Source organism: Micromonospora sp. NPDC005215, from assembly GCF_040607915.1.
In the GTDB taxonomy this organism is placed as follows: domain Bacteria; phylum Actinomycetota; class Actinomycetes; order Mycobacteriales; family Micromonosporaceae; genus Micromonospora.
In genome coordinates this window covers 146460-162176 of the sequence record NZ_JBEXHQ010000004.1, presented here as the reverse complement: position 1 = coordinate 162176, position 15717 = coordinate 146460, and the positions used below count along the sequence as shown (strand labels likewise).

Annotated in this window: 22 protein-coding genes; 14 read left to right on the top strand and 8 right to left on the bottom strand. The window is 71.3% G+C overall.

Translation table 11 applies throughout. From position 1 onward, the window contains the following. The first annotated feature begins 27 nt into the window (after positions 1–27). From ABZU25_RS05755 to ABZU25_RS05745, 3 genes are all read left to right on the top strand, one after another. Positions 28–318: a DUF6244 family protein gene (locus tag ABZU25_RS05755; protein WP_355028148.1), complete on the top strand. Its 291-nt coding sequence runs from the start codon at positions 28–30 to the stop codon at positions 316–318. A gap of 211 nt (positions 319–529) precedes the next feature. Then, positions 530–658, top strand: a complete 129-nt coding sequence (locus tag ABZU25_RS05750) for a hypothetical protein (protein ID WP_355028147.1) — start codon at positions 530–532, stop codon at positions 656–658. After that, positions 636–1076 carry a hypothetical protein gene (locus ABZU25_RS05745; RefSeq protein WP_355028146.1) on the top strand — a complete coding sequence of 147 codons (441 nt, stop codon included), beginning with the start codon at positions 636–638 and terminating at the stop codon, positions 1074–1076. The genes ABZU25_RS05750 and ABZU25_RS05745 overlap by 23 nt, the downstream gene beginning before the upstream one ends. Positions 1077–1143: 67 nt before the next feature. Here ABZU25_RS05745 and ABZU25_RS05740 read toward each other — a convergent pair whose 3' ends face one another. From ABZU25_RS05740 to ABZU25_RS05715, 6 genes are all read right to left on the bottom strand, one after another. After that, a complete protein-coding gene (locus tag ABZU25_RS05740) occupies positions 1144–2319 on the bottom strand; it encodes an FAD-dependent oxidoreductase (RefSeq protein ID WP_355028145.1) in 1176 nt (391 codons plus the stop codon). An 82-nt stretch (positions 2320–2401) separates the two neighbouring features. Further along, positions 2402–3346: an RNA polymerase sigma-70 factor gene (locus ABZU25_RS05735; protein ID WP_355028144.1), complete on the bottom strand. Its 945-nt coding sequence runs from the start codon at positions 3344–3346 to the stop codon at positions 2402–2404. A gap of 85 nt (positions 3347–3431) precedes the next feature. Next, positions 3432–4619, bottom strand: coding sequence for an MFS transporter (locus tag ABZU25_RS05730; RefSeq protein WP_355028143.1), 1188 nt, complete (start codon positions 4617–4619; stop codon positions 3432–3434). 75 nt (positions 4620–4694) lie between these two features. Then, the gene (locus tag ABZU25_RS05725) at positions 4695–5174 is read right to left on the bottom strand and encodes a hypothetical protein (RefSeq protein WP_355028142.1); all 480 of its coding nucleotides are present in this window, start codon (positions 5172–5174) and stop codon (positions 4695–4697) included. A 5-nt stretch (positions 5175–5179) separates the two neighbouring features. Next, the gene (locus tag ABZU25_RS05720) at positions 5180–5665 is read right to left on the bottom strand and encodes a GNAT family N-acetyltransferase (protein ID WP_355028141.1); all 486 of its coding nucleotides are present in this window, start codon (positions 5663–5665) and stop codon (positions 5180–5182) included. A gap of 5 nt (positions 5666–5670) precedes the next feature. Beyond that, positions 5671–6255, bottom strand: coding sequence for a helix-turn-helix domain-containing protein (locus ABZU25_RS05715; RefSeq protein ID WP_355028140.1), 585 nt, complete (start codon positions 6253–6255; stop codon positions 5671–5673). Positions 6256–6398: 143 nt separating this feature from the next. On the opposite strand from ABZU25_RS05715, the gene ABZU25_RS05710 reads away from it, so the two are divergent. The 6 genes from ABZU25_RS05710 (at position 6399) to ABZU25_RS05685 (ending at position 10778) form a co-directional block, all read left to right on the top strand. After that, positions 6399–7418, top strand: coding sequence for an aldo/keto reductase (locus tag ABZU25_RS05710; RefSeq protein WP_355028139.1), 1020 nt, complete (start codon positions 6399–6401; stop codon positions 7416–7418). 42 nt (positions 7419–7460) lie between these two features. After that, positions 7461–8015 carry a Uma2 family endonuclease gene (locus ABZU25_RS05705; protein ID WP_355028138.1) on the top strand — a complete coding sequence of 185 codons (555 nt, stop codon included), beginning with the start codon at positions 7461–7463 and terminating at the stop codon, positions 8013–8015. A gap of 43 nt (positions 8016–8058) precedes the next feature. Further along, positions 8059–8181 carry a hypothetical protein gene (locus ABZU25_RS05700; RefSeq protein ID WP_355028137.1) on the top strand — a complete coding sequence of 41 codons (123 nt, stop codon included), beginning with the start codon at positions 8059–8061 and terminating at the stop codon, positions 8179–8181. Positions 8182–8469: 288 nt separating this feature from the next. Further along, positions 8470–8739 carry a hypothetical protein gene (locus tag ABZU25_RS05695; RefSeq protein ID WP_355028136.1) on the top strand — a complete coding sequence of 90 codons (270 nt, stop codon included), beginning with the start codon at positions 8470–8472 and terminating at the stop codon, positions 8737–8739. Then, entirely contained in the window at positions 8739–9779 is a 1041-nt protein-coding gene (locus ABZU25_RS05690) for a hypothetical protein (protein WP_355028135.1), read from the top strand. Before ABZU25_RS05695 ends, ABZU25_RS05690 begins: the two co-directional genes overlap by 1 nt. A 69-nt stretch (positions 9780–9848) precedes the next feature. Next, entirely contained in the window at positions 9849–10778 is a 930-nt protein-coding gene (locus tag ABZU25_RS05685; RefSeq protein WP_355028134.1) for an LLM class F420-dependent oxidoreductase, read from the top strand. A 23-nt stretch (positions 10779–10801) separates the two neighbouring features. On the opposite strand, the gene ABZU25_RS05680 is transcribed toward ABZU25_RS05685, so the two are convergent. Next, positions 10802–11239, bottom strand: coding sequence for a hypothetical protein (locus ABZU25_RS05680; RefSeq protein ID WP_355028133.1), 438 nt, complete (start codon positions 11237–11239; stop codon positions 10802–10804). 20 nt (positions 11240–11259) lie between these two features. Between ABZU25_RS05680 and ABZU25_RS05675 the strand changes: the two genes are divergently transcribed. Further along, complete coding sequence (locus tag ABZU25_RS05675; RefSeq protein WP_355028132.1) at positions 11260–12111, top strand: hypothetical protein; 852 nt, start codon at positions 11260–11262, stop codon at positions 12109–12111. Continuing rightward, a complete protein-coding gene (locus tag ABZU25_RS05670) occupies positions 12108–13391 on the top strand; it encodes an FAD-binding protein (RefSeq protein ID WP_355028131.1) in 1284 nt (427 codons plus the stop codon). Before ABZU25_RS05675 ends, ABZU25_RS05670 begins: the two co-directional genes overlap by 4 nt. Here the strand turns inward: ABZU25_RS05670 and ABZU25_RS05665 are convergent. Continuing rightward, entirely contained in the window at positions 13376–14515 is a 1140-nt protein-coding gene (locus ABZU25_RS05665) for a site-2 protease family protein (protein ID WP_355028130.1), read from the bottom strand. The two genes, ABZU25_RS05670 and ABZU25_RS05665, sit on opposite strands and share 16 nt — an antisense overlap. Before the next feature lie 137 nt (positions 14516–14652). On the opposite strand from ABZU25_RS05665, the gene ABZU25_RS05660 reads away from it, so the two are divergent. The 3 genes from ABZU25_RS05660 (at position 14653) to ABZU25_RS05650 (ending at position 15660) form a co-directional block, all read left to right on the top strand. Further along, positions 14653–14934, top strand: a complete 282-nt coding sequence (locus ABZU25_RS05660; RefSeq protein ID WP_210783943.1) for a hypothetical protein — start codon at positions 14653–14655, stop codon at positions 14932–14934. Next, a complete protein-coding gene (locus ABZU25_RS05655) occupies positions 14931–15341 on the top strand; it encodes a PIN domain-containing protein (RefSeq protein WP_355028129.1) in 411 nt (136 codons plus the stop codon). Before ABZU25_RS05660 ends, ABZU25_RS05655 begins: the two co-directional genes overlap by 4 nt. Before the next feature lie 112 nt (positions 15342–15453). Next, positions 15454–15660 carry a DEAD/DEAH box helicase gene (locus tag ABZU25_RS05650; RefSeq protein ID WP_355028128.1) on the top strand — a complete coding sequence of 69 codons (207 nt, stop codon included), beginning with the start codon at positions 15454–15456 and terminating at the stop codon, positions 15658–15660. Positions 15661–15717: the final 57 nt, after the last annotated feature.

Genomic DNA, 15717 nt, shown 5'->3' with positions numbered 1-15717 from the left:
CTGCTTCCGACCAATCACGCTCGGTGGATGCTGGACGTTGGCGCCAGGGGAGGGCATGTGAGCGCGGCGCAAATCATCGCGCAGTTGGCCGCTGCATCGCAGAAGTTGGATGAAGCGCAGGCCAAGTTACTTGCGGCGAGGGAGGACGCGAGCCAGGCGCGGACGCTGGTGGCCGGCGCGTTGCAGGGCAGTTCCGGGCAGTTGGTAGGGCAGATTGATGGCCTTGTTGAGGTGCTCGGTCAAGTTGCCAGCCGGCCGGCGGCGACCAAGGAGCAGGTGAAGCAGACGATCGCGAAGGTGCAAGCCCTGGGAAATTAGGTGGGGGTGGTGGCAGCGGATCAAGCCAGCCACCGCGACATCGGCACAAGGGAGGCCGCCTGCCCGCAACGCCTCGGCGGCGGCGAGGGCGCGACGTGCAGCGGACAAAGGGAAGGGCAGGTTCGACCCGCGGCGTGAACTTGTCAGCCCGGAAGCGATCAGTGCCGGTGCTGCGATTGGGTCAGCGGCATGGGCTAGCGTGTCTGAAGTTATGCCGATCACTGCCAAGGCGCTTGTTGGGACGTTGCTGGCCCTCGGTGCGGCGGGCGGCGCACTCAGGGCCTGGGCGGCAAAGCTCGACGAGAAGAAGGGTAAGGATGAAGATCAGCAGCCGAGTTGAGCCGCTGACCCGCAGCGCGATCCACGCGGCAGTGCAACAGGATCGCTCCAAGCTGGAGATGGCGTTGCAGGCGCTGCCCGACGACCAGGCGACGCGAGAAGCAGTCGAGCTTGCCCTGGCCGTCACGCAGCTTGTACTGCGGGAGATCCATCAGGGCAAGCCGAGCGACGAGGAAACCCGAGCGGTTGCTGCCGAGATCGCGCGGGCCGAGGCTTGGGGGCGTGCGACCGAAGAGCAAATCTCCGCCTTCCTCTTGCGGCTGGTCAACGGTGAGCCCTTCGCAGGTGCGGTGCCTACGGAGAACGTCGTCGTCCTGGCGTTCGTCTCAGCAGCAAGTCTGCTGTCGTCGTGTCGGCGCGACGATGAGGAGTGGTGGAACTATCTCGACCGAGTGGAAGCGGCACTAGAGAAGGCATGAGCTGCCCACCACGATCGTGCTGCGCCCTGGACCAGCGATCTCGCCGGAGACCAGGCGGCTTGCCCCCTCACGACGCGGCGGTGGCGCTCTCCGTCCGGGTCGCGACGATGCGGTGGCGGCGCACCGGGTACGGGATCGGGTGGGAGATGCTCCAGGCCGCGCCCGCGCAGACGACCTCCTTGTAGCGGGCTGCCAGCGTGCCCTTGAGCAGGGCGGGCCTGGCCCGGTCGTCGGCGGTCACGTACTGGATGAGGCCGTCGCGCCGGCCGAGGCTGATGCACTGGTTGAAGTACCGCAGCGGGGCCTTCGGGATCTTCGTCCGACCGGTCAGGCGGGTGGCGATGGCGTCGGCGGCCTGCCAGGCCATCGGGGCTCCCGAGGCGCAGGACATCCGCAGCGGTTTCCCGCCCGGTCCTTCGGCGAGCGCGGCGTCGCCGACGGCGTACACGTCGGGGTGGGAGACCGAACGCATCGTGGCGTCGACGACGATCTGCCCGGTGCCCGCGACCGTCAGGGTCGTGGCGGCGGCGATGGGGTGGACGGCGAAGCCGGCCGTCCACACGGTCACCTGGGCCGGGATCACCCGGCCGTCGCTGGTGACCGCGCCGGTGGCGTCGACCCGGGCGATGTCGGTCTGCTCGTGGACGGTGATGCCGAGCCGGGCGCAGACGCCGCGCAGGTGCTGCTGCGCCTTGTCGGTGAGCCAGTCACCGAGAGCGCCCCGGGCGGCGAGCGTGACGTCGAGGTCCGGGCGGGCCTCCGCGATCTCGGTGACCGCTTCGAGGCCGGTCAGGCCGCCGCCGACGACGAGCACTGTCGCGCCGGCCGTGAGGTGGGCCAGTCGGTCGCGCAACCGCGACGCCGACGGCCTGCCGGCGATGTCGTACGCGTGCTCGGCGACGCCGGGGACGCCGTGGTCCGCGCCGGTGCTGCCGAGGGCGTAGACGAGCGTGTCGTACGCGATCTCGTCGGCGCCGAGCGCGACGGTCCTGCGGTCGGCGTCGACGGCGGTGACCCGGGCCACTCGGACCTCGACGCCAGTGCCCGCGTAGACGTCGGTCAGCGGTCGACGCTTGAGGTGCTGACCGGTGGCGAGTTGGTGCATACGGACCCGCTCGACGAAGTCGGCGTCGGCGTTGACGATGGTGATCTGCGTGTCGTCGGGGTGCAGCCGCCTGGCGAGACGCCCGGCGGCGATGGCTCCGGCGTATCCGGCCCCGAGGACGACGATCCGGTGCTTCATGGTGTCACTCCTGTCTCGGTGAGGGTCGCTTCCTGAACCGGACAGCGACCCGATTCCTGACAGGAGTCGGCTGAGAGCTGGGTCACCAGACGCGCAGCAGGGGCTCCCCGTGCGCGGATGCGGACCAGTGCCGGGTGGCGCGTACGAGCTTGTCGGGATTGACCTGGGTGTGCAGGGCCGCGACGCCGTCGGACGTCACCTTCACCGACATGACCCCGACGACCTGATCGTCGAGCACGACCACCAGCGCCGGACCGCCGTTGACGACCTCGGCGTAGAGGGCGGGGCTGCCGCCCACGAGGTCCCGCTTGGCGGTGCTGGGCGCGAACAGGCCACGCAGGAACCTGGCCACCGCCGACGCGCCGACCACCGGTGTGGTCCGGGCCGGGATCTTGCCGCCGCCGTCGCCGATGCTCGTCACGTCGTCGGTGAGGAGGGTGACCAGCCGCTCGGTCTCGCCGTTCGCGGCGGCGGCGAGGAACTCCTCGACGATCCTGCGCGCGGTGGCGCCGTCGACCTCCGCGCGGGGTCGGTCGCCGGCGACGTGTTGCTTGGCCCGCCGGTAGATCTGCTGGCAGTTCGACTCGCTGACGCCGAGAATGTCGGCGATCTCCCCGTGCGCGTACCCGAAGGCTTCGCGGAGCACGTAGACCGCGCGCTCCTTGGCCGACAGCCGCTCCAGCAGGGTGAGCACCGCCATCGAGACCGACTCGCGCTGCTCGGCGGTGTCGAGTGGGCCGAGCATCCGATCCCCGGCCAGCACCGGTTCGGGCAGCCAGGTGCCCACGTAGGTCTCGCGTCGGGCCCGCGCCGAGGTGAGCTGGTTGAGGCACACGTTGGTGAGCGCCTTCGTCAGCCAGGCCTCGGGCGTCTCGACCCGCTGCCGGTCGGCGGCCTGCCAGCGCAGGAACGTGTCCTGGACCGCGTCCTCGGCGTCACTCGCCGAGCCCAGCAGGCGGTAGGCGATCGCCCCCAGGCGAGCCCTGGCGCGTTCGAAGAGCTCGACCTCGTCCGGACTGAGCGGCATGGCTCGATAGTTAACCACGCCCGCCCGCCGGTCGACCTCACCCGTGGAAAACCGCTACCAGCCTCCGGTCTGCACCCGGCGGAGCCTAGCCGGAGTGATCAAGCCCGGGTGCCCGCCGAGTCGTCGTCAGCGGACGGTGGAGCGTGGCGGCCACCGCCGTCAGGCAGATCACGACAGCGGCGACGAGCGGTGGGCGACCGCCGAGGTGGACGGCCACCGAGCCGAGCGGGATGGCCAGCACGAGTGGGCCGAACATCGCGGTGTTCGCCGTCGCGGAAACTCGGCCCAGCAGCGCCGACGGCGTGTGCGTCTGCACGGCAGTCACCGCCGCGACCAGGGTCCAGGGCAGGCCGACGCCGGCGACCACCGCGCCGGCGACCGTGACCGGCCACCACGGCAGGCCACGGGCCAGGCAACCGACAGCGAACAGCACAGTCCCGGCGACGCCGACAGCACTCGGGCCCCGGCTGGCCAGGAGCCTGCCGACGATCAGGCCGCCGATGATGGAACCGGCGCCCTGTGCGCTGGTCAGCACGCCCAGGAACGTCGTCGGGAGGCGGAGGTCGGTGGTCACGATCGTGTAGATCGCCGCGGTCGTGAAGCCGGACATGGCAATCGACACGGCGGCGAGCACGACCGGCACGCCCGTCGTCCGCTGTCCGAACAGGACCAATAATCCGGTACGCAGGCTCCGGTGTCGCGGCGTCGGCTGGACCTGTGGCGTCCGGTTGAGGCGCACCGTCGCGTACAGGATGGCGACCAGGACCGGCGTGGCCGCGCTGAGCACGACGACCGCGTGGCCACCGTGCCAGGCGTAGAGGCCCGCTCCGGCCAGCGGAGCGACGAGCTTCATGCCCTCCTGTGCGCTTGACCGCCACCCGTTGACGTCGCCGAGCTCGGTGGGTGACAGCGCGGACGGCAGCAGCGCCGTCTCGCCCGCGTCGATAAGCACGTAGCTGACGCCGTAGACGGATGAGACGGCGAAGATGAGCCACGTCTGCCCCGGCCCGCGTACCGCGAAGAGGGCCAGCAGGGCGGCGGCCAACCCGAGGTTGACCGCGATGACCAGCGGTCGTCGGGGTGCCCGGTCGAGCAGGCAGCCCAGCCACGGGCCGGCGAGCACCGGGGCGTACACGCACAGCCCGGTGAGGGCCGCGAGGCCGGTGGAGCCGGTCAGGTCCAGGGTCCAGATGCCGGCCACCAGGGACATGGCGCTGCTGCCGAAGCCGGACAGCAGTGAGATCGCCACGAACAGTCCCGCGTTGCGCCGCATGAGTCCTCCAGGTTGAGCCGGGGCGACTCATATCTTTTTCCTTGAGGCTTGCCCGCGCAATGCTGCCGACCGGCGTCAACGTGGCATTGACAAGGCGGCGTCGATCGTCGCTGCGGCGGCTCGGGCGGGTGCCGGCAGACGGTCGTCCGCGTCGGCGAGGTCAGCGACGAGATGCGGGGCCAGCGCGTACAGCGACCCCGGGGCGGCGTCCAGGGCCGCGTCCACAGTGCTGCGCACGAGCGCCGCTCGGCCGAATCGCTCGTTCCACCGCCGGTCCGTGGCGATCCACCGCCCGAGATCGGCCACGGCGGCACGCAGTGCCGCGATCTGTGCCGGGTAGCGGAGGTCGCGGTGCTGCTGCCGGGACCTCCGCGCCGCCACCAGACGCTGTCGGCGCTGCTCGGCGGCCTGCCGGCTGCCGAGGCCCAACGCCTGCGCCACCTGCGACCACGTCGCGCCGCCGTGCCGCGCCCGGTCAATCAGGTCCAACTCCTGCTCGTCCAGGCGGGCACGGGCAACCTGGACGTCCGCCAACTGCGCCAGCTCCGACGTCACAGTGGTCAACGATACGTTGACATCGCGAGGGTCGGTGCGCGCACCATGAACACGTCCACCGGGTCCTCGGCCGTGAGCACGAATCCGTGCCGTTCGTAGAGCCGCCGGGCCGGACTGCCCTGCAACACGTTCAGCCGGACCAGGGTGCCGTCGCGGTCGCACCGGTCCAGCAACTCGCGCAGCACGGCCGTGCCGATGCCGCCGCCCTGCACCTGCGGGGACAGGTAGAAGTGCTCCAACCAGTGGGCGTCGTCCGCCGGGCGCAGCGCCACGCAGCCGGCGAACGTGCCGCCCACCTCGACAACCCAGGTGTACGCCGGGGCGAAGCCGTCCCGCAGGCGCTGCCGCACGCGCTGGTCGTCGTACCGCCCGAGCCGCTCCAGATCGGCCCGCAGCACCACGGCGCGCAACTCGGCCACGGCGTCGACGTCCGCCACCGAGGCCGGTCGCAGCTCCCACTCCTTCATGATCACCACGGTATCGCCGGACATCGGCCCTACGGCAGGCGCAGTCCCGCGACGAGGAGGCCGACCATCCGACGCGCGTCGTAGCGGGGGTCGCCCGCGCCGATGCAGAGATTGCCGACAGCCCGCAGCAACTCGAAGGCGTTCACATCGGGGCGGATGTCGGCCGCCGTGGCGGCGGCGTCGAGCAGTTGGGCGCACACGGGCACGAGGCGGTCGATGAAGTAGGCGTGCAGAGACTCGAAGGCCGTGTTGTCGGACTGTAGCGCCGCGGCGAGACCGTGTTTGGTGACCAGGAAGTCGACGAAGAGGTCGATCCATTGCGTCAGGGCGGCGTGCGGTGTGCTGCTGGTGGCCAGCAGGGTCGGGCCGGCCTGGGCGCACGCCTCGACCTGGTGCCGGTAGACGGCGACGATGAGGTCGGCGCGCGTCGGGAAGTGGCGGTAGATCGTTCCGACGCCGACGCCGGCCCTGGCGGCGATGTCGCGCACGGGCGCGTCCACGCCGGAGGTGACGAAAGCCGAGGCGGCAGCGTCCAGCAGAGTCGCCTCGTTGCGCCGGGCGTCGGCTCGCTTGCGCGGGGCGGGCTGCGCTTCTCCGCTGTCGTTGTCGGCCACCGCGTCGTTACCTCCACCACTCGACTTGGCAAGCGGAACAGTGTTCCGTATTGTTGTTAGCGGAACGCGGTTCCGCTTGTTCAGCATGACAGGGCGGTGGGGCCAGTGCCAAGCCACGCTTTCGTTTGCAGGGAGGAACAGCCATGCGATACCGCACTCTGGGCAGCACCGGGGTCCAGGTCAGCACTCTCGTGCTGGGCGCGATGAACTTCGGCAAACTGGGAGGAACCACCCAGGCTGAGAACACCAGCATTGTCGACGCAGCCCTGGCCGGGGGAGTCAACCTCATTGACACCGCCGACGTGTACGGCCAGGGCGAGTCGGAGGAACTGGTCGGCAAGGCCATCGCCGGTCGCCGGGACGACGTCCTGCTGGCCACCAAGGCCGGCCTGCCCATGGGCGACGAGCGCAACCGTCGGGGCAGCTCCCGCCGCTGGTTGGTCACCGAGTTGGACAACAGCCTGCGCCGCCTCGGCGTCGACCATGTCGATCTCTACCAGATTCACAGGTGGGACCCGAACACCAGCGACGAGGAGACCCTGTCGACCCTGACCGACCTCCAGCGAGCGGGCAAGATCCGCTACTTCGGCTCGTCGACGTTCCCCGCGTACCGCCTCGTGCAGGCCGAGTGGGCCGCCCGGGGAAACCACCTGAGCCGTTACGTCACCGAGCAGCCCAGCTACTCGATTTTGCAGCGCGGGGTCGAGACCCACGTCCTGCCCGTGACCGAGCAGTACGGGCTCGGCGTGCTCGCGTGGAGCCCGCTCGCCTCGGGCTGGCTGTCCGGGGCGATCCGCGCGGGCGAGGAGGTCACCACCAACCGGTCGGCCTTCATGCCGCAGCGCTTCGACACCGCCATCCCCGCCAACCGCGCCAAGCTCGATGCCGTGGAGAAACTGGCCATGGTCGCCGACCAGGCCGGCCTCACCATGATCCAGCTTGCGTTGGGATTCGTCACCGCGCACCCCGCCGTGACCAGCGCGATCATCGGCCCCCGCACCATGGACCACCTGCACGCCCAGCTCGCCGCCGCGGACACCGTGCTCTCGGCCGACGTGCTCGACGCGATCGACGCGATCGTGGCACCCGGCGTCGACCTCGCCGCACACGAGAAGTCCGACACCCCGCCCGCCCTGCTCGACCCGGCACGCCGACGTCGCTGAGCCGAGCAGGCGCGGTGCCGCCTGTCAATTAGGATGAGGCTCATGAGCGCCGAGGCCGTCGGCATGCACATGCCCGCCATCGTGACGCTCGACGACGTGGCGGCGATGAACGCCGCCGACCCGAACGGCCACCGTTACGAGACCAGCCCCGAGGGGGTCCTGTCGGTCACGCCGCCCCCCGATTCGGACCACGCCATGATCGCCAGTCGCCTCTTCGCTTGGCTGATCATGGCGGGTTGGCCCGCCGAGCAGGTGCTTCAGGCGGCCGGTCTGCGCATCTCCGGCCCGGACGGCCACGGCGGTCGCATCCCCGACCTCAGCGTGTGGCGCAAGCCGCCGACCCGCAGCGTCTGGGCGGCGGTCGGCGACGTCGTACTCGTCGTGGAGATCGTCTCGCCAGGCTCGGAGGCGATGGACTCGGTGACGAAGGTCCGCGAGTACACGTCGGCGGGGATCCCGCAGTACTGGGTGGTGGACCGGGACGGCGCGCAGACCGTCACCCTGCATCGGCTGGGCGGGGACGGCACCTACGAGGAGCGGGCACGGATGCCGTTGACGTGGTTGCTCCAGACGATCCCCGCCGATCATCTCGAGTGAATTCCGGCACCGACAGGGCGCGGCGCTGGCCTACGTCACGACGTTGACCAAACCGGCCCGGGAGGCGCTGCGGGAGGTGCTGGCGGCCCGGCTTCCGGTCGAACCGGACGGGTCGATCCGCCTCGTCGCGCGGGCCTGGGCCGTGCGGGGTGTCGCGCCCGAATAGCAGCGGCGACTCGCGTTTCCGCAGCTCAGCGGGGGTCTCTGTCGGGCAACGGACAAGACGGCAGCGCCTCGGACGGGGCACTGTTGGGGCAGGTGCCGACTCCGCTGGGGGCGCCCGCAGCGGGTTCGTCCTCACCGGGACAAGGACGTCATCACCGCCGACGCCGCCGCCTGGCCGCGTCGCCTGGGCCGGTGTTCCGCCTTCCCTCTCGCACCCGTGTGCGTCCGTCGGTCCGGCGTCGCTCAGCGCGCGCCCGGACCCGGCGACCTATCTCAGAGAGGCACCTCCATGGCCGCTCCCACCGCAACCGCAACCCTGAACGCGCCGACCTACTCGCCGGGCGACCAGATGCTGCTGACGGTCACCTACTCCGACGCCGACACCAAGCCGTTGACCGTCACCATCGTGGTCACCGACGCGCAGGGCAACAGCAGCGCGCCCGTCAAGGTCACCGCGGTTATCGACCCGCTCACCCTGACCGTCACCGACAACTCCGGGCGTACCTGGAACCGGGTTTCCGACAACGGCGCGGTCGCCGTCTACCGAGCGGTGGCGTGATGCCCCGCGTCACCGTCCAGGTGCGCGACGTCGCCGGTAACACCGCGACGGCCAGCGCCGACTACACAGTGGGTGGCCAGCCGATACTCGGCGGCTACTACCTCTCCGGGGGTGCCGACCCGACCGCCGACATGGCCGGCGGCAACTTCCGCTCGCTGACCCAGTACCGCAGCTTCGCCGACGGCTACATCTTCCCCGGCTACAACCGGCCCTGGCTGATCAACCTGGGCAGGGCGGGGATACAGATGAACATGGTCCTGGAGCTGAAGCACTACGGCGCCCCGGACACCGGCCCGCAGAGCTTCACCGTGGACGGCGCCACCTACACCGCGCCCGCGCCGTCGATGACCATCCAGCAGCGCCCCGGCACCTCCTGGCCGAAGGCGTACGGGTACGGCCAGGTGCTCAGCGGTCAGTGTGACGGGTTGTTCGCCCGCGCGCTGGCACAGTATCGGACGCTCGGCTTCGGCGTGAACATCCAACTCGCGTCCGAGCTGGACACCGACCACGAGTTCGGCACCACCGAAGGCGGTGTCGGGTACACCTGGGCGCAGTCCGATGCCCGCGCGGTGCAGGCGCTCAACTACATGCTCACCTGGTTCAAGACGCGGAAACTGCCCGGCGGCACGACCTTCTCGGTCGGAACCGCCGGCTTCGACCGGGCCTGCTTCCAGCGCATCCACCCGGAGTCACTGATGACCCGGCTGGACTTCCTCCAGTGGAACGTCTACGGCACCAACGCCAGCCACACCGCGCTGGCCCGGTTCCGGCGCACCAAGGACTGGGCGGTGGCCGACCTCGGCCCGGTGGCGCTGTCCCGTCCGGTGCTCATCGCCGAGTGGGGGGTGCGGGTCGCCGAGATCCCCAACCAGGCCGCCTGGATCGCCACCGTCCCAAAGGCCATCGCCCAGCTCAACGCCGAGCGTGGGCCGCTGATCGTCCGGACCAACTACTTCAACTCCGGGTGGGGCACGCTGACACCGAAGGCGACCGGGCTGGCCGCGTTGCGAGCGGCCTACTCCACCCCGCCGTACGTCTGAGTCCGCGGCCGGTGGCCCGGTCGGCGCGACCACCGACCGGGCCCGACCGGGGGACCCTATGCTCGGATCATGGAACTGCGGATCTTCACCGAACCCCAGCAGGGCGCCAGCTACGACCAGTTGCTCGCTGTCGCCCGCTGCGCCGAGGACGCCGGCTACGGCGCGTTCTTCCGGTCCGACCACTACCTCAAGATGGGTGACGTGACCGGCGCGCCCGGCCCCACCGACGCGTGGACCACGCTGGCTGGCCTGGCCCGGGACACCAGCCGCATCCGGCTCGGCACGTTGATGACAGCGGCCACCTTCCGGCTGCCCGGCCCGCTGGCGATCACCGTGGCGCAGGTCGACCAGATGAGCGGCGGTCGCGTGGAGTTGGGCATCGGCACCGGCTGGTACGCCGAGGAGCACAGCGCGTACGGCATCCCGTTTCCGCCACTGGCCGAGCGGTTCGACCGGCTGGAGGAGCAGCTCGCGGTGATCACCGGGCTGTGGTCCACGCCGCCGGGGGAGCGGTTCGAGTACGCCGGCCGGTACTACCCGGTCCGGGACTCGCCCGCACTGCCGAAGCCCGTGCAGCAGCCGCGCCCACCGATCCTGCTCGGCGGGACGGGCCCGAAGCGCACCCCCGCGCTGGCCGCCCGCTACGCCGACGAGTTCAACCTGCCGTTCGCCTCGGTGCCGGACACCGCTGCGCAGTTCGACCGGGTCCGCGCGGCGTGCGGGGAGATCGGCCGGGACCCTGCCGAGTTGGTCTGGTCCAACGCTCTGGTGCTCTGCTGCGGGCGCGACGACGCCGAGGTGGCGCGTCGGGCCGCCGCGATCGGCCGTGAGCCGGACGAGTTGCGGGCCAACGGCCTGGCCGGGACGCCCGGCGAGGTCCTGGACACCATCGGCCGGTACGCGGAGATCGGCAGCGAGCGGCTCTACCTCCAGGTGCTGGACCTCGGCGACCTGGCGCACCTCGAACTGGTCGCCAGCGAGGTGATGGCGAAGCTCTGAGCCAACGGGACTGCTGCCGGCGGTCAGGCGCGGCGATGGGCGCCCACGCCCGTCCCGGCCGCGTGCGGGTCTCCCAGCACGGTGTCCAGCCGCCCGTCCCGGTCACTGTCCACATAGGTGATGTCGGGTATCCCGTCGCCGTCGACGTCGATCTGGACGACGTCGGCGACGCCGTCGCCGTCGAGGTCGGTGACCACCTCCACCGAGCCGTCCAGGTGCCGGGTCACTATCGACTGTGGCCCGGTGCCGGGCGCGCGCGGCGCCGGGCCGGGTGTGGGCACCGGCGTCGGGGCCGGCGCGGGCGCCGGGGTGGGCCGGGGACCGGGCGTGGGCGCCGGATGGCTGGGCATCCCGCTGGCCGACGGCGCGCTGGCCTGCTCGACGCCGCTGCCGGTCGGGTCCAGCTCCTCCTCGGAGGGAAACACGTCGCCCCGTGGGGCCGGATCACGGTAGCTGCTCATGGGCGTAGGGTTCCCCGGCGATGACGAGAACAACCGTGCCCGATCGACTGGTGTCCTCGGTGGGCGGTTTGGCGGAGGATGCTGGAACCGACGCCGCGGTCATGAACGGGGGTCCGAGCGTGGAACTGCGCCGGAATCGGGGGGCCCGTGCGCTGGCTCTGGTGTGCGTACTCGGTGGGGTGCTCCTGTTGGTTTATCCCAGCGACGGCGCCCTGCTACGGACGATCATCGCGGGCGGCGCTGTCGCGCTCGGCGTTGTCGCGCTGGTCAGCGCGCTGCGACCGTTCCGGTTCGGGATCGGCGCCGAAGGGCTCACCATTCGACGGCCCGGCCTGCGTCGGGACATCCGCTGGGCCGAGGTCGACGCGCTCGTCCTCGACGAGCCGCCCCGCCGCGACGGCTACCGGAAACCGCCGCGGCTGCTGCTGGTGCCCGTGCCGGGGGTGCCGCTGGAGCCGGTGACCGCCCGCCACCCGCTCGACGGCCGCCCGGCCATCGAGTTGCTCGTCCTCGACCAGGTCCGCGAGCAGCCCGACCAGGTGTCCGCCGCGCTCACGCAGTACGCCGGTGACCGTTTCGTCGACCTGCTGGCGCTGCGCCGAGCCGCATTCGCCGACCCGGACCTCCCGGTGGGCCTGCGTGGCTACCAGATGGACCGGGTCGACCGGTTGATCCGACGCGGCCAGGACGCCCTGCTGTCCGGGGACGCGCCGACCCGGCAGGCGGCGCGCGGTGAGATCGAACGCGCCAGCGCGGCCGGTCTGCCGATCGCCCAGCGTGGCTACCACACGTTCCAGACGGATACGGTTCTGGACGCCCTCGTCGCCGCGTTGGCCGACCACCAGTCCACCGATCGGGAGACCGCTACATGATCGCGCACGGACAGCACAGCACACCGACCACCGCGGCCGAGGTTCCGCGCCGCAACTGGGCCGGCAACGTGCGGTACGCCGCTCGGGCGTTCCACCGCCCGACCTCCACCGACGAACTGCGCCGACTGGTCGCCGGCAGCACCCGGATCCGGGCGGTGGGCAGCGGGCACTCCTTCAACCGCCTCGGCGACACCGACGGTGACCTGGTCACCCTCGCCGGGCTGCCCCCGGTGGTCGAGGTGGACCACGAGCGCGGGCAGGTCACGGTGAGCGGCGCGATGCGCTACGGCGACCTCGCCCGACACCTGCACACCCAGGGGTACGCGCTGGCCAACCTCGCCTCGCTGCCCCACATCTCGGTGGCCGGCGCGGTGGCCACCGCCACCCACGGTTCCGGGCAGACCCACGGCAACCTGGCCACCGCGGTCGCCGGCCTGGAGTTGGTCACCGCAGCCGGCGACCTGCTGTGGGTCGACCGCGAGACCGACGCGGACACGTTCGCCGGCATGGTGGTCGGTCTCGGCGCACTCGGCCTGGTCACCCGGGTCACCCTGGACGTGGTGCCGGCCTTCGAGCTGCGCCAGTACGTGTCGCTCGACCTCGACCGGGAGGCGTTGGACGAGGCGCTCGGCTCGGCGTACAGCGTGAGTGTCTTCACCGACTGGCGTACGCCCCGGCTGCGCGAGGTGTGGCGCAAGCAGGTGGCCGACCAGCCGCCGCCCTCGGCGGACTGGCTCGGCACCACCGCCGCCGACCAGCCCCGGCACCCGGTGCTCGGCATGTCGCCGGAGAACTGCACCCCGCAGCTCGGCGAGCCGGGCCCGTGGCACGAGCGGCTGCCGCACTTCAAGCTCGGCTTCACCCCGAGCAGCGGCGACGAGTTGCAGTCCGAGTACCACGTACCGCGTACGGCGGCGGCCGACGCGCTCGCCGCGCTGGACGAGGTCGCGCACCTGATCGCACCGGTGCTGCTGGTCTGCGAGCTGCGGACCGTGGCGGCGGACGAGCTGTGGCTCAGCCCGAACCACGAACGGGACAGCTTCGTCGTGCACTTCACCTGGATCGCCGACACCCCGGCCGTGCTGCCGGTGGTGGCGGCCGTGGAGGCACGCCTGGCGCCGTTCGCACCGCGCCCGCACTGGGGCAAGGTCTTCGTCACCGACCCGGCCGCGCTGGCCGACCGCTATCCGAGGTACGCCGACTTCGCCGCCCTGCTGCCCCGGCTCGACCCGACCGGCAAGTTCCGCACCGACCTGCTGGACCGCTACTTCCCCCGCTGACCGGCCGTGGCAAGGGTGCCGCGTTGCACCGCGCGACTGATGTCGCTGGGCGAGACGATGCCGACCAGTTGGCCGTCCGTGACCACAAGGGCTCGGCCGTCGGCGCACTCACTGAGCCGGGGGAGCAGGTCGTTGAGCTGTTCACCCGGCTGGGCGAGGACCAACTGGTCGGCCCGGCAGGCCACCTCGGCCAGCGTGGTCGACGCCCGCCGTTCGGCCGGCACGCCGCGTACCCGGTCGACGGTGACCAGGCCGGTCGGCCGGCCCTCCTCGGTGAGGGGCAGCGCCGAATGCCGATAGGCGAAGAGGTAGTGGTCGACGAAGTCGGCGACGGTCATCTCCGCCGAGGCGGTCTGCGGTTGCGGCGTCATGACGTCACCCACCCGGACCCCGCGCAGGGCGCTGCCGGTGCGGGCCTGCCGCTCCTCCTGCCCTGCCGCACCGATCAGGAACCAGCCGATCAGGGCCAGCCAGAGCCCACCGAAACCGACCCCGGACAGGAACTGCCACAACCCCAGGCCGATCAGCAGGACGCCCAGCACCCAGCCCGCCCGCGCGGCGACCACCGACGCTCTGGTCCGGTCACCGGTGGCCTTCCACACCGCGGCGCGCAGCAACCGGCCGCCGTCCAGGGGTGCGGCCGGCAGCACGTTGAAGATGGCCAGCAGCACGTTGATGCCGGCCAACCAGGCCACTGCCCCGAAGAGCAGCCCGTCCTGCCCGGCCAGCGCGAGCAGCGCGGCGATCGCGCCGAAGAACGCCCCGAGCACCAGGCTGACCAGAGGGCCGACCCCCGCGATCCGCAGCTCGGCGCCCGGGTCGCGCGGCTCGCCCCGCAGCTCGGCCACGCCGCCGAACAGCCACAGCGTGATGCCGTCGACGGTCAGCCCGTTGCGCTTGGCCATCACCGCGTGCGACACCTCGTGGGCGAGCAGGCCGACGAAGAAGACCACCGCCGCGGCCAGCCCGGCGAGGGTGTACGCCACGGGCGAGCGGTCGGGGTACGAGCGGGGGAACTGGTTGGCGGCCAGACCCCACGCGATCAGCGCGAAGATGACCAGAACGCTCCAGTTGACACCGACCGGCACCCCCGCGATCCGACCAAGTCGGAAACTGGCCCTCATCCCTGCCCGTTACCCCCGGCCGGCCGACACATGCCGGACCAGTGCGAGCGAGCGCCCGAGCGGGCGGCGATGCGCTCGGAGAATGACACGCGGCGCTCGGAACACCCGTCCGAGTATGCAGCGGGTAGGGTCAAAGTATGACTCGCCGCATCACCATCAGCCTGCCCGACGACGTGGCCGCGTACGTGGAGCGCACGCAGGGCAACACGTCGGGCTTCATCACCGGGATCCTGCGCCGGAAGATGCGTGCCGACAGCCTTCGCGCCCGTTGGGCACAACTCGGCTACGTGGTGACCGACGAGGACATCGAGCGCACCCGGTCGCACCTTGCCGCACGAGCGCCGATCACCGACGAACAGCACGCCCGCAACGCCGAATGGCTGCGCCAGTTCGACCAGGACGGGTCGGCCGCGGCGTGAACGGTCTTGTTCTGGACACGTCCGCACTCCTCGCCTACGCCTCCGGCACCAGCGTCGAGCCGGGGGCGATCCTGACCCTCGCCGAGGAGGACCCAGCGCAGGAGGTGTGGATTCCGGCGCTCTGCCTGGGTCAGGCTCAGCTGGAGGTGGCTGGCACGCCAGCGGTTCACCTGCTCGACCTGCTCCTCGGCGAGGAGCGCGAGATCAAGGTCGCGGTGTACGACGCGCCGACCAGTCGTCGGGCGGCCCGGATCGCGGCGCGGTTCGACGTGCCTCTGGACGTCGCCCACGCCGTGGCGACCGCCGTCCTGTACCGCTGCTACCTGGTCACCCGTGACCCCAAGCGTGTCGCTCCGGCGGTACCACCGGGTCTGGAGATCCTGGACATCTCGCTGGGCTGGGGCTGAGTTAGCCAGGTGCCAGACGCGCCGGCGTCGGACGTCACCGCGGCGGACTTCCTCGAGTACGTGGTGGAGCTGGGCGGCTTGCCTGCTGCTCGACCCGTGGTGGAACCCGGCCGTGGAAAACCAGGCGGTCGACCGGACGCACCCCATCGGCCAGACCCGCAACGTGATGGTCTACCGGATGGTCGCCAAGGACACCATTGAGGAGAAGGTGATGGCGTTGCAGGCCCGTAAGGCGGAGCTCTTCAGCAGCGTCCTGGACGGTGGCGAGTCCGGCTCCGCACAGCTCACCGCCAGTGACATCAAGAGCCTGCTGGAGTGATCGGTGCCACCTCACGCCTCCGGGTATCGCCTGATTGGCCCGGCGCCGAGTAATCGG

Excerpts from the sequence above, each read along its gene's own strand:
- ABZU25_RS05705 (WP_355028138.1), top strand. The coding sequence starts at position 7,461 with ATGAGCGCCGAGGCCGTCGGCATGCACATGCCCGCCATCGTGACGCTC.
- ABZU25_RS05675 (WP_355028132.1), top strand. The coding sequence starts at position 11,260 with ATGACGAGAACAACCGTGCCCGATCGACTGGTGTCCTCGGTGGGCGGT.
- ABZU25_RS05670 (WP_355028131.1), top strand. The coding sequence starts at position 12,108 with ATGATCGCGCACGGACAGCACAGCACACCGACCACCGCGGCCGAGGTT.
- ABZU25_RS05665 (WP_355028130.1), bottom strand. The coding sequence starts at position 14,515 with ATGAGGGCCAGTTTCCGACTTGGTCGGATCGCGGGGGTGCCGGTCGGT.
- ABZU25_RS05745 (WP_355028146.1), top strand. The coding sequence starts at position 636 with ATGAAGATCAGCAGCCGAGTTGAGCCGCTGACCCGCAGCGCGATCCAC.
- ABZU25_RS05660 (WP_210783943.1), top strand. The coding sequence starts at position 14,653 with ATGACTCGCCGCATCACCATCAGCCTGCCCGACGACGTGGCCGCGTAC.
- ABZU25_RS05730 (WP_355028143.1), bottom strand. The coding sequence starts at position 4,619 with ATGCGGCGCAACGCGGGACTGTTCGTGGCGATCTCACTGCTGTCCGGC.
- ABZU25_RS05740 (WP_355028145.1), bottom strand. The coding sequence starts at position 2,319 with ATGAAGCACCGGATCGTCGTCCTCGGGGCCGGATACGCCGGAGCCATC.
- ABZU25_RS05685 (WP_355028134.1), top strand. The coding sequence starts at position 9,849 with ATGGAACTGCGGATCTTCACCGAACCCCAGCAGGGCGCCAGCTACGAC.
- ABZU25_RS05690 (WP_355028135.1), top strand. The coding sequence starts at position 8,739 with ATGCCCCGCGTCACCGTCCAGGTGCGCGACGTCGCCGGTAACACCGCG.
- ABZU25_RS05750 (WP_355028147.1), top strand. The coding sequence starts at position 530 with ATGCCGATCACTGCCAAGGCGCTTGTTGGGACGTTGCTGGCCCTCGGT.
- ABZU25_RS05735 (WP_355028144.1), bottom strand. The coding sequence starts at position 3,346 with ATGCCGCTCAGTCCGGACGAGGTCGAGCTCTTCGAACGCGCCAGGGCT.
- ABZU25_RS05680 (WP_355028133.1), bottom strand. The coding sequence starts at position 11,239 with ATGAGCAGCTACCGTGATCCGGCCCCACGGGGCGACGTGTTTCCCTCC.
- ABZU25_RS05695 (WP_355028136.1), top strand. The coding sequence starts at position 8,470 with ATGGCCGCTCCCACCGCAACCGCAACCCTGAACGCGCCGACCTACTCG.
- ABZU25_RS05720 (WP_355028141.1), bottom strand. The coding sequence starts at position 5,665 with ATGTCCGGCGATACCGTGGTGATCATGAAGGAGTGGGAGCTGCGACCG.
- ABZU25_RS05710 (WP_355028139.1), top strand. The coding sequence starts at position 6,399 with ATGCGATACCGCACTCTGGGCAGCACCGGGGTCCAGGTCAGCACTCTC.
- ABZU25_RS05755 (WP_355028148.1), top strand. The coding sequence starts at position 28 with ATGCTGGACGTTGGCGCCAGGGGAGGGCATGTGAGCGCGGCGCAAATC.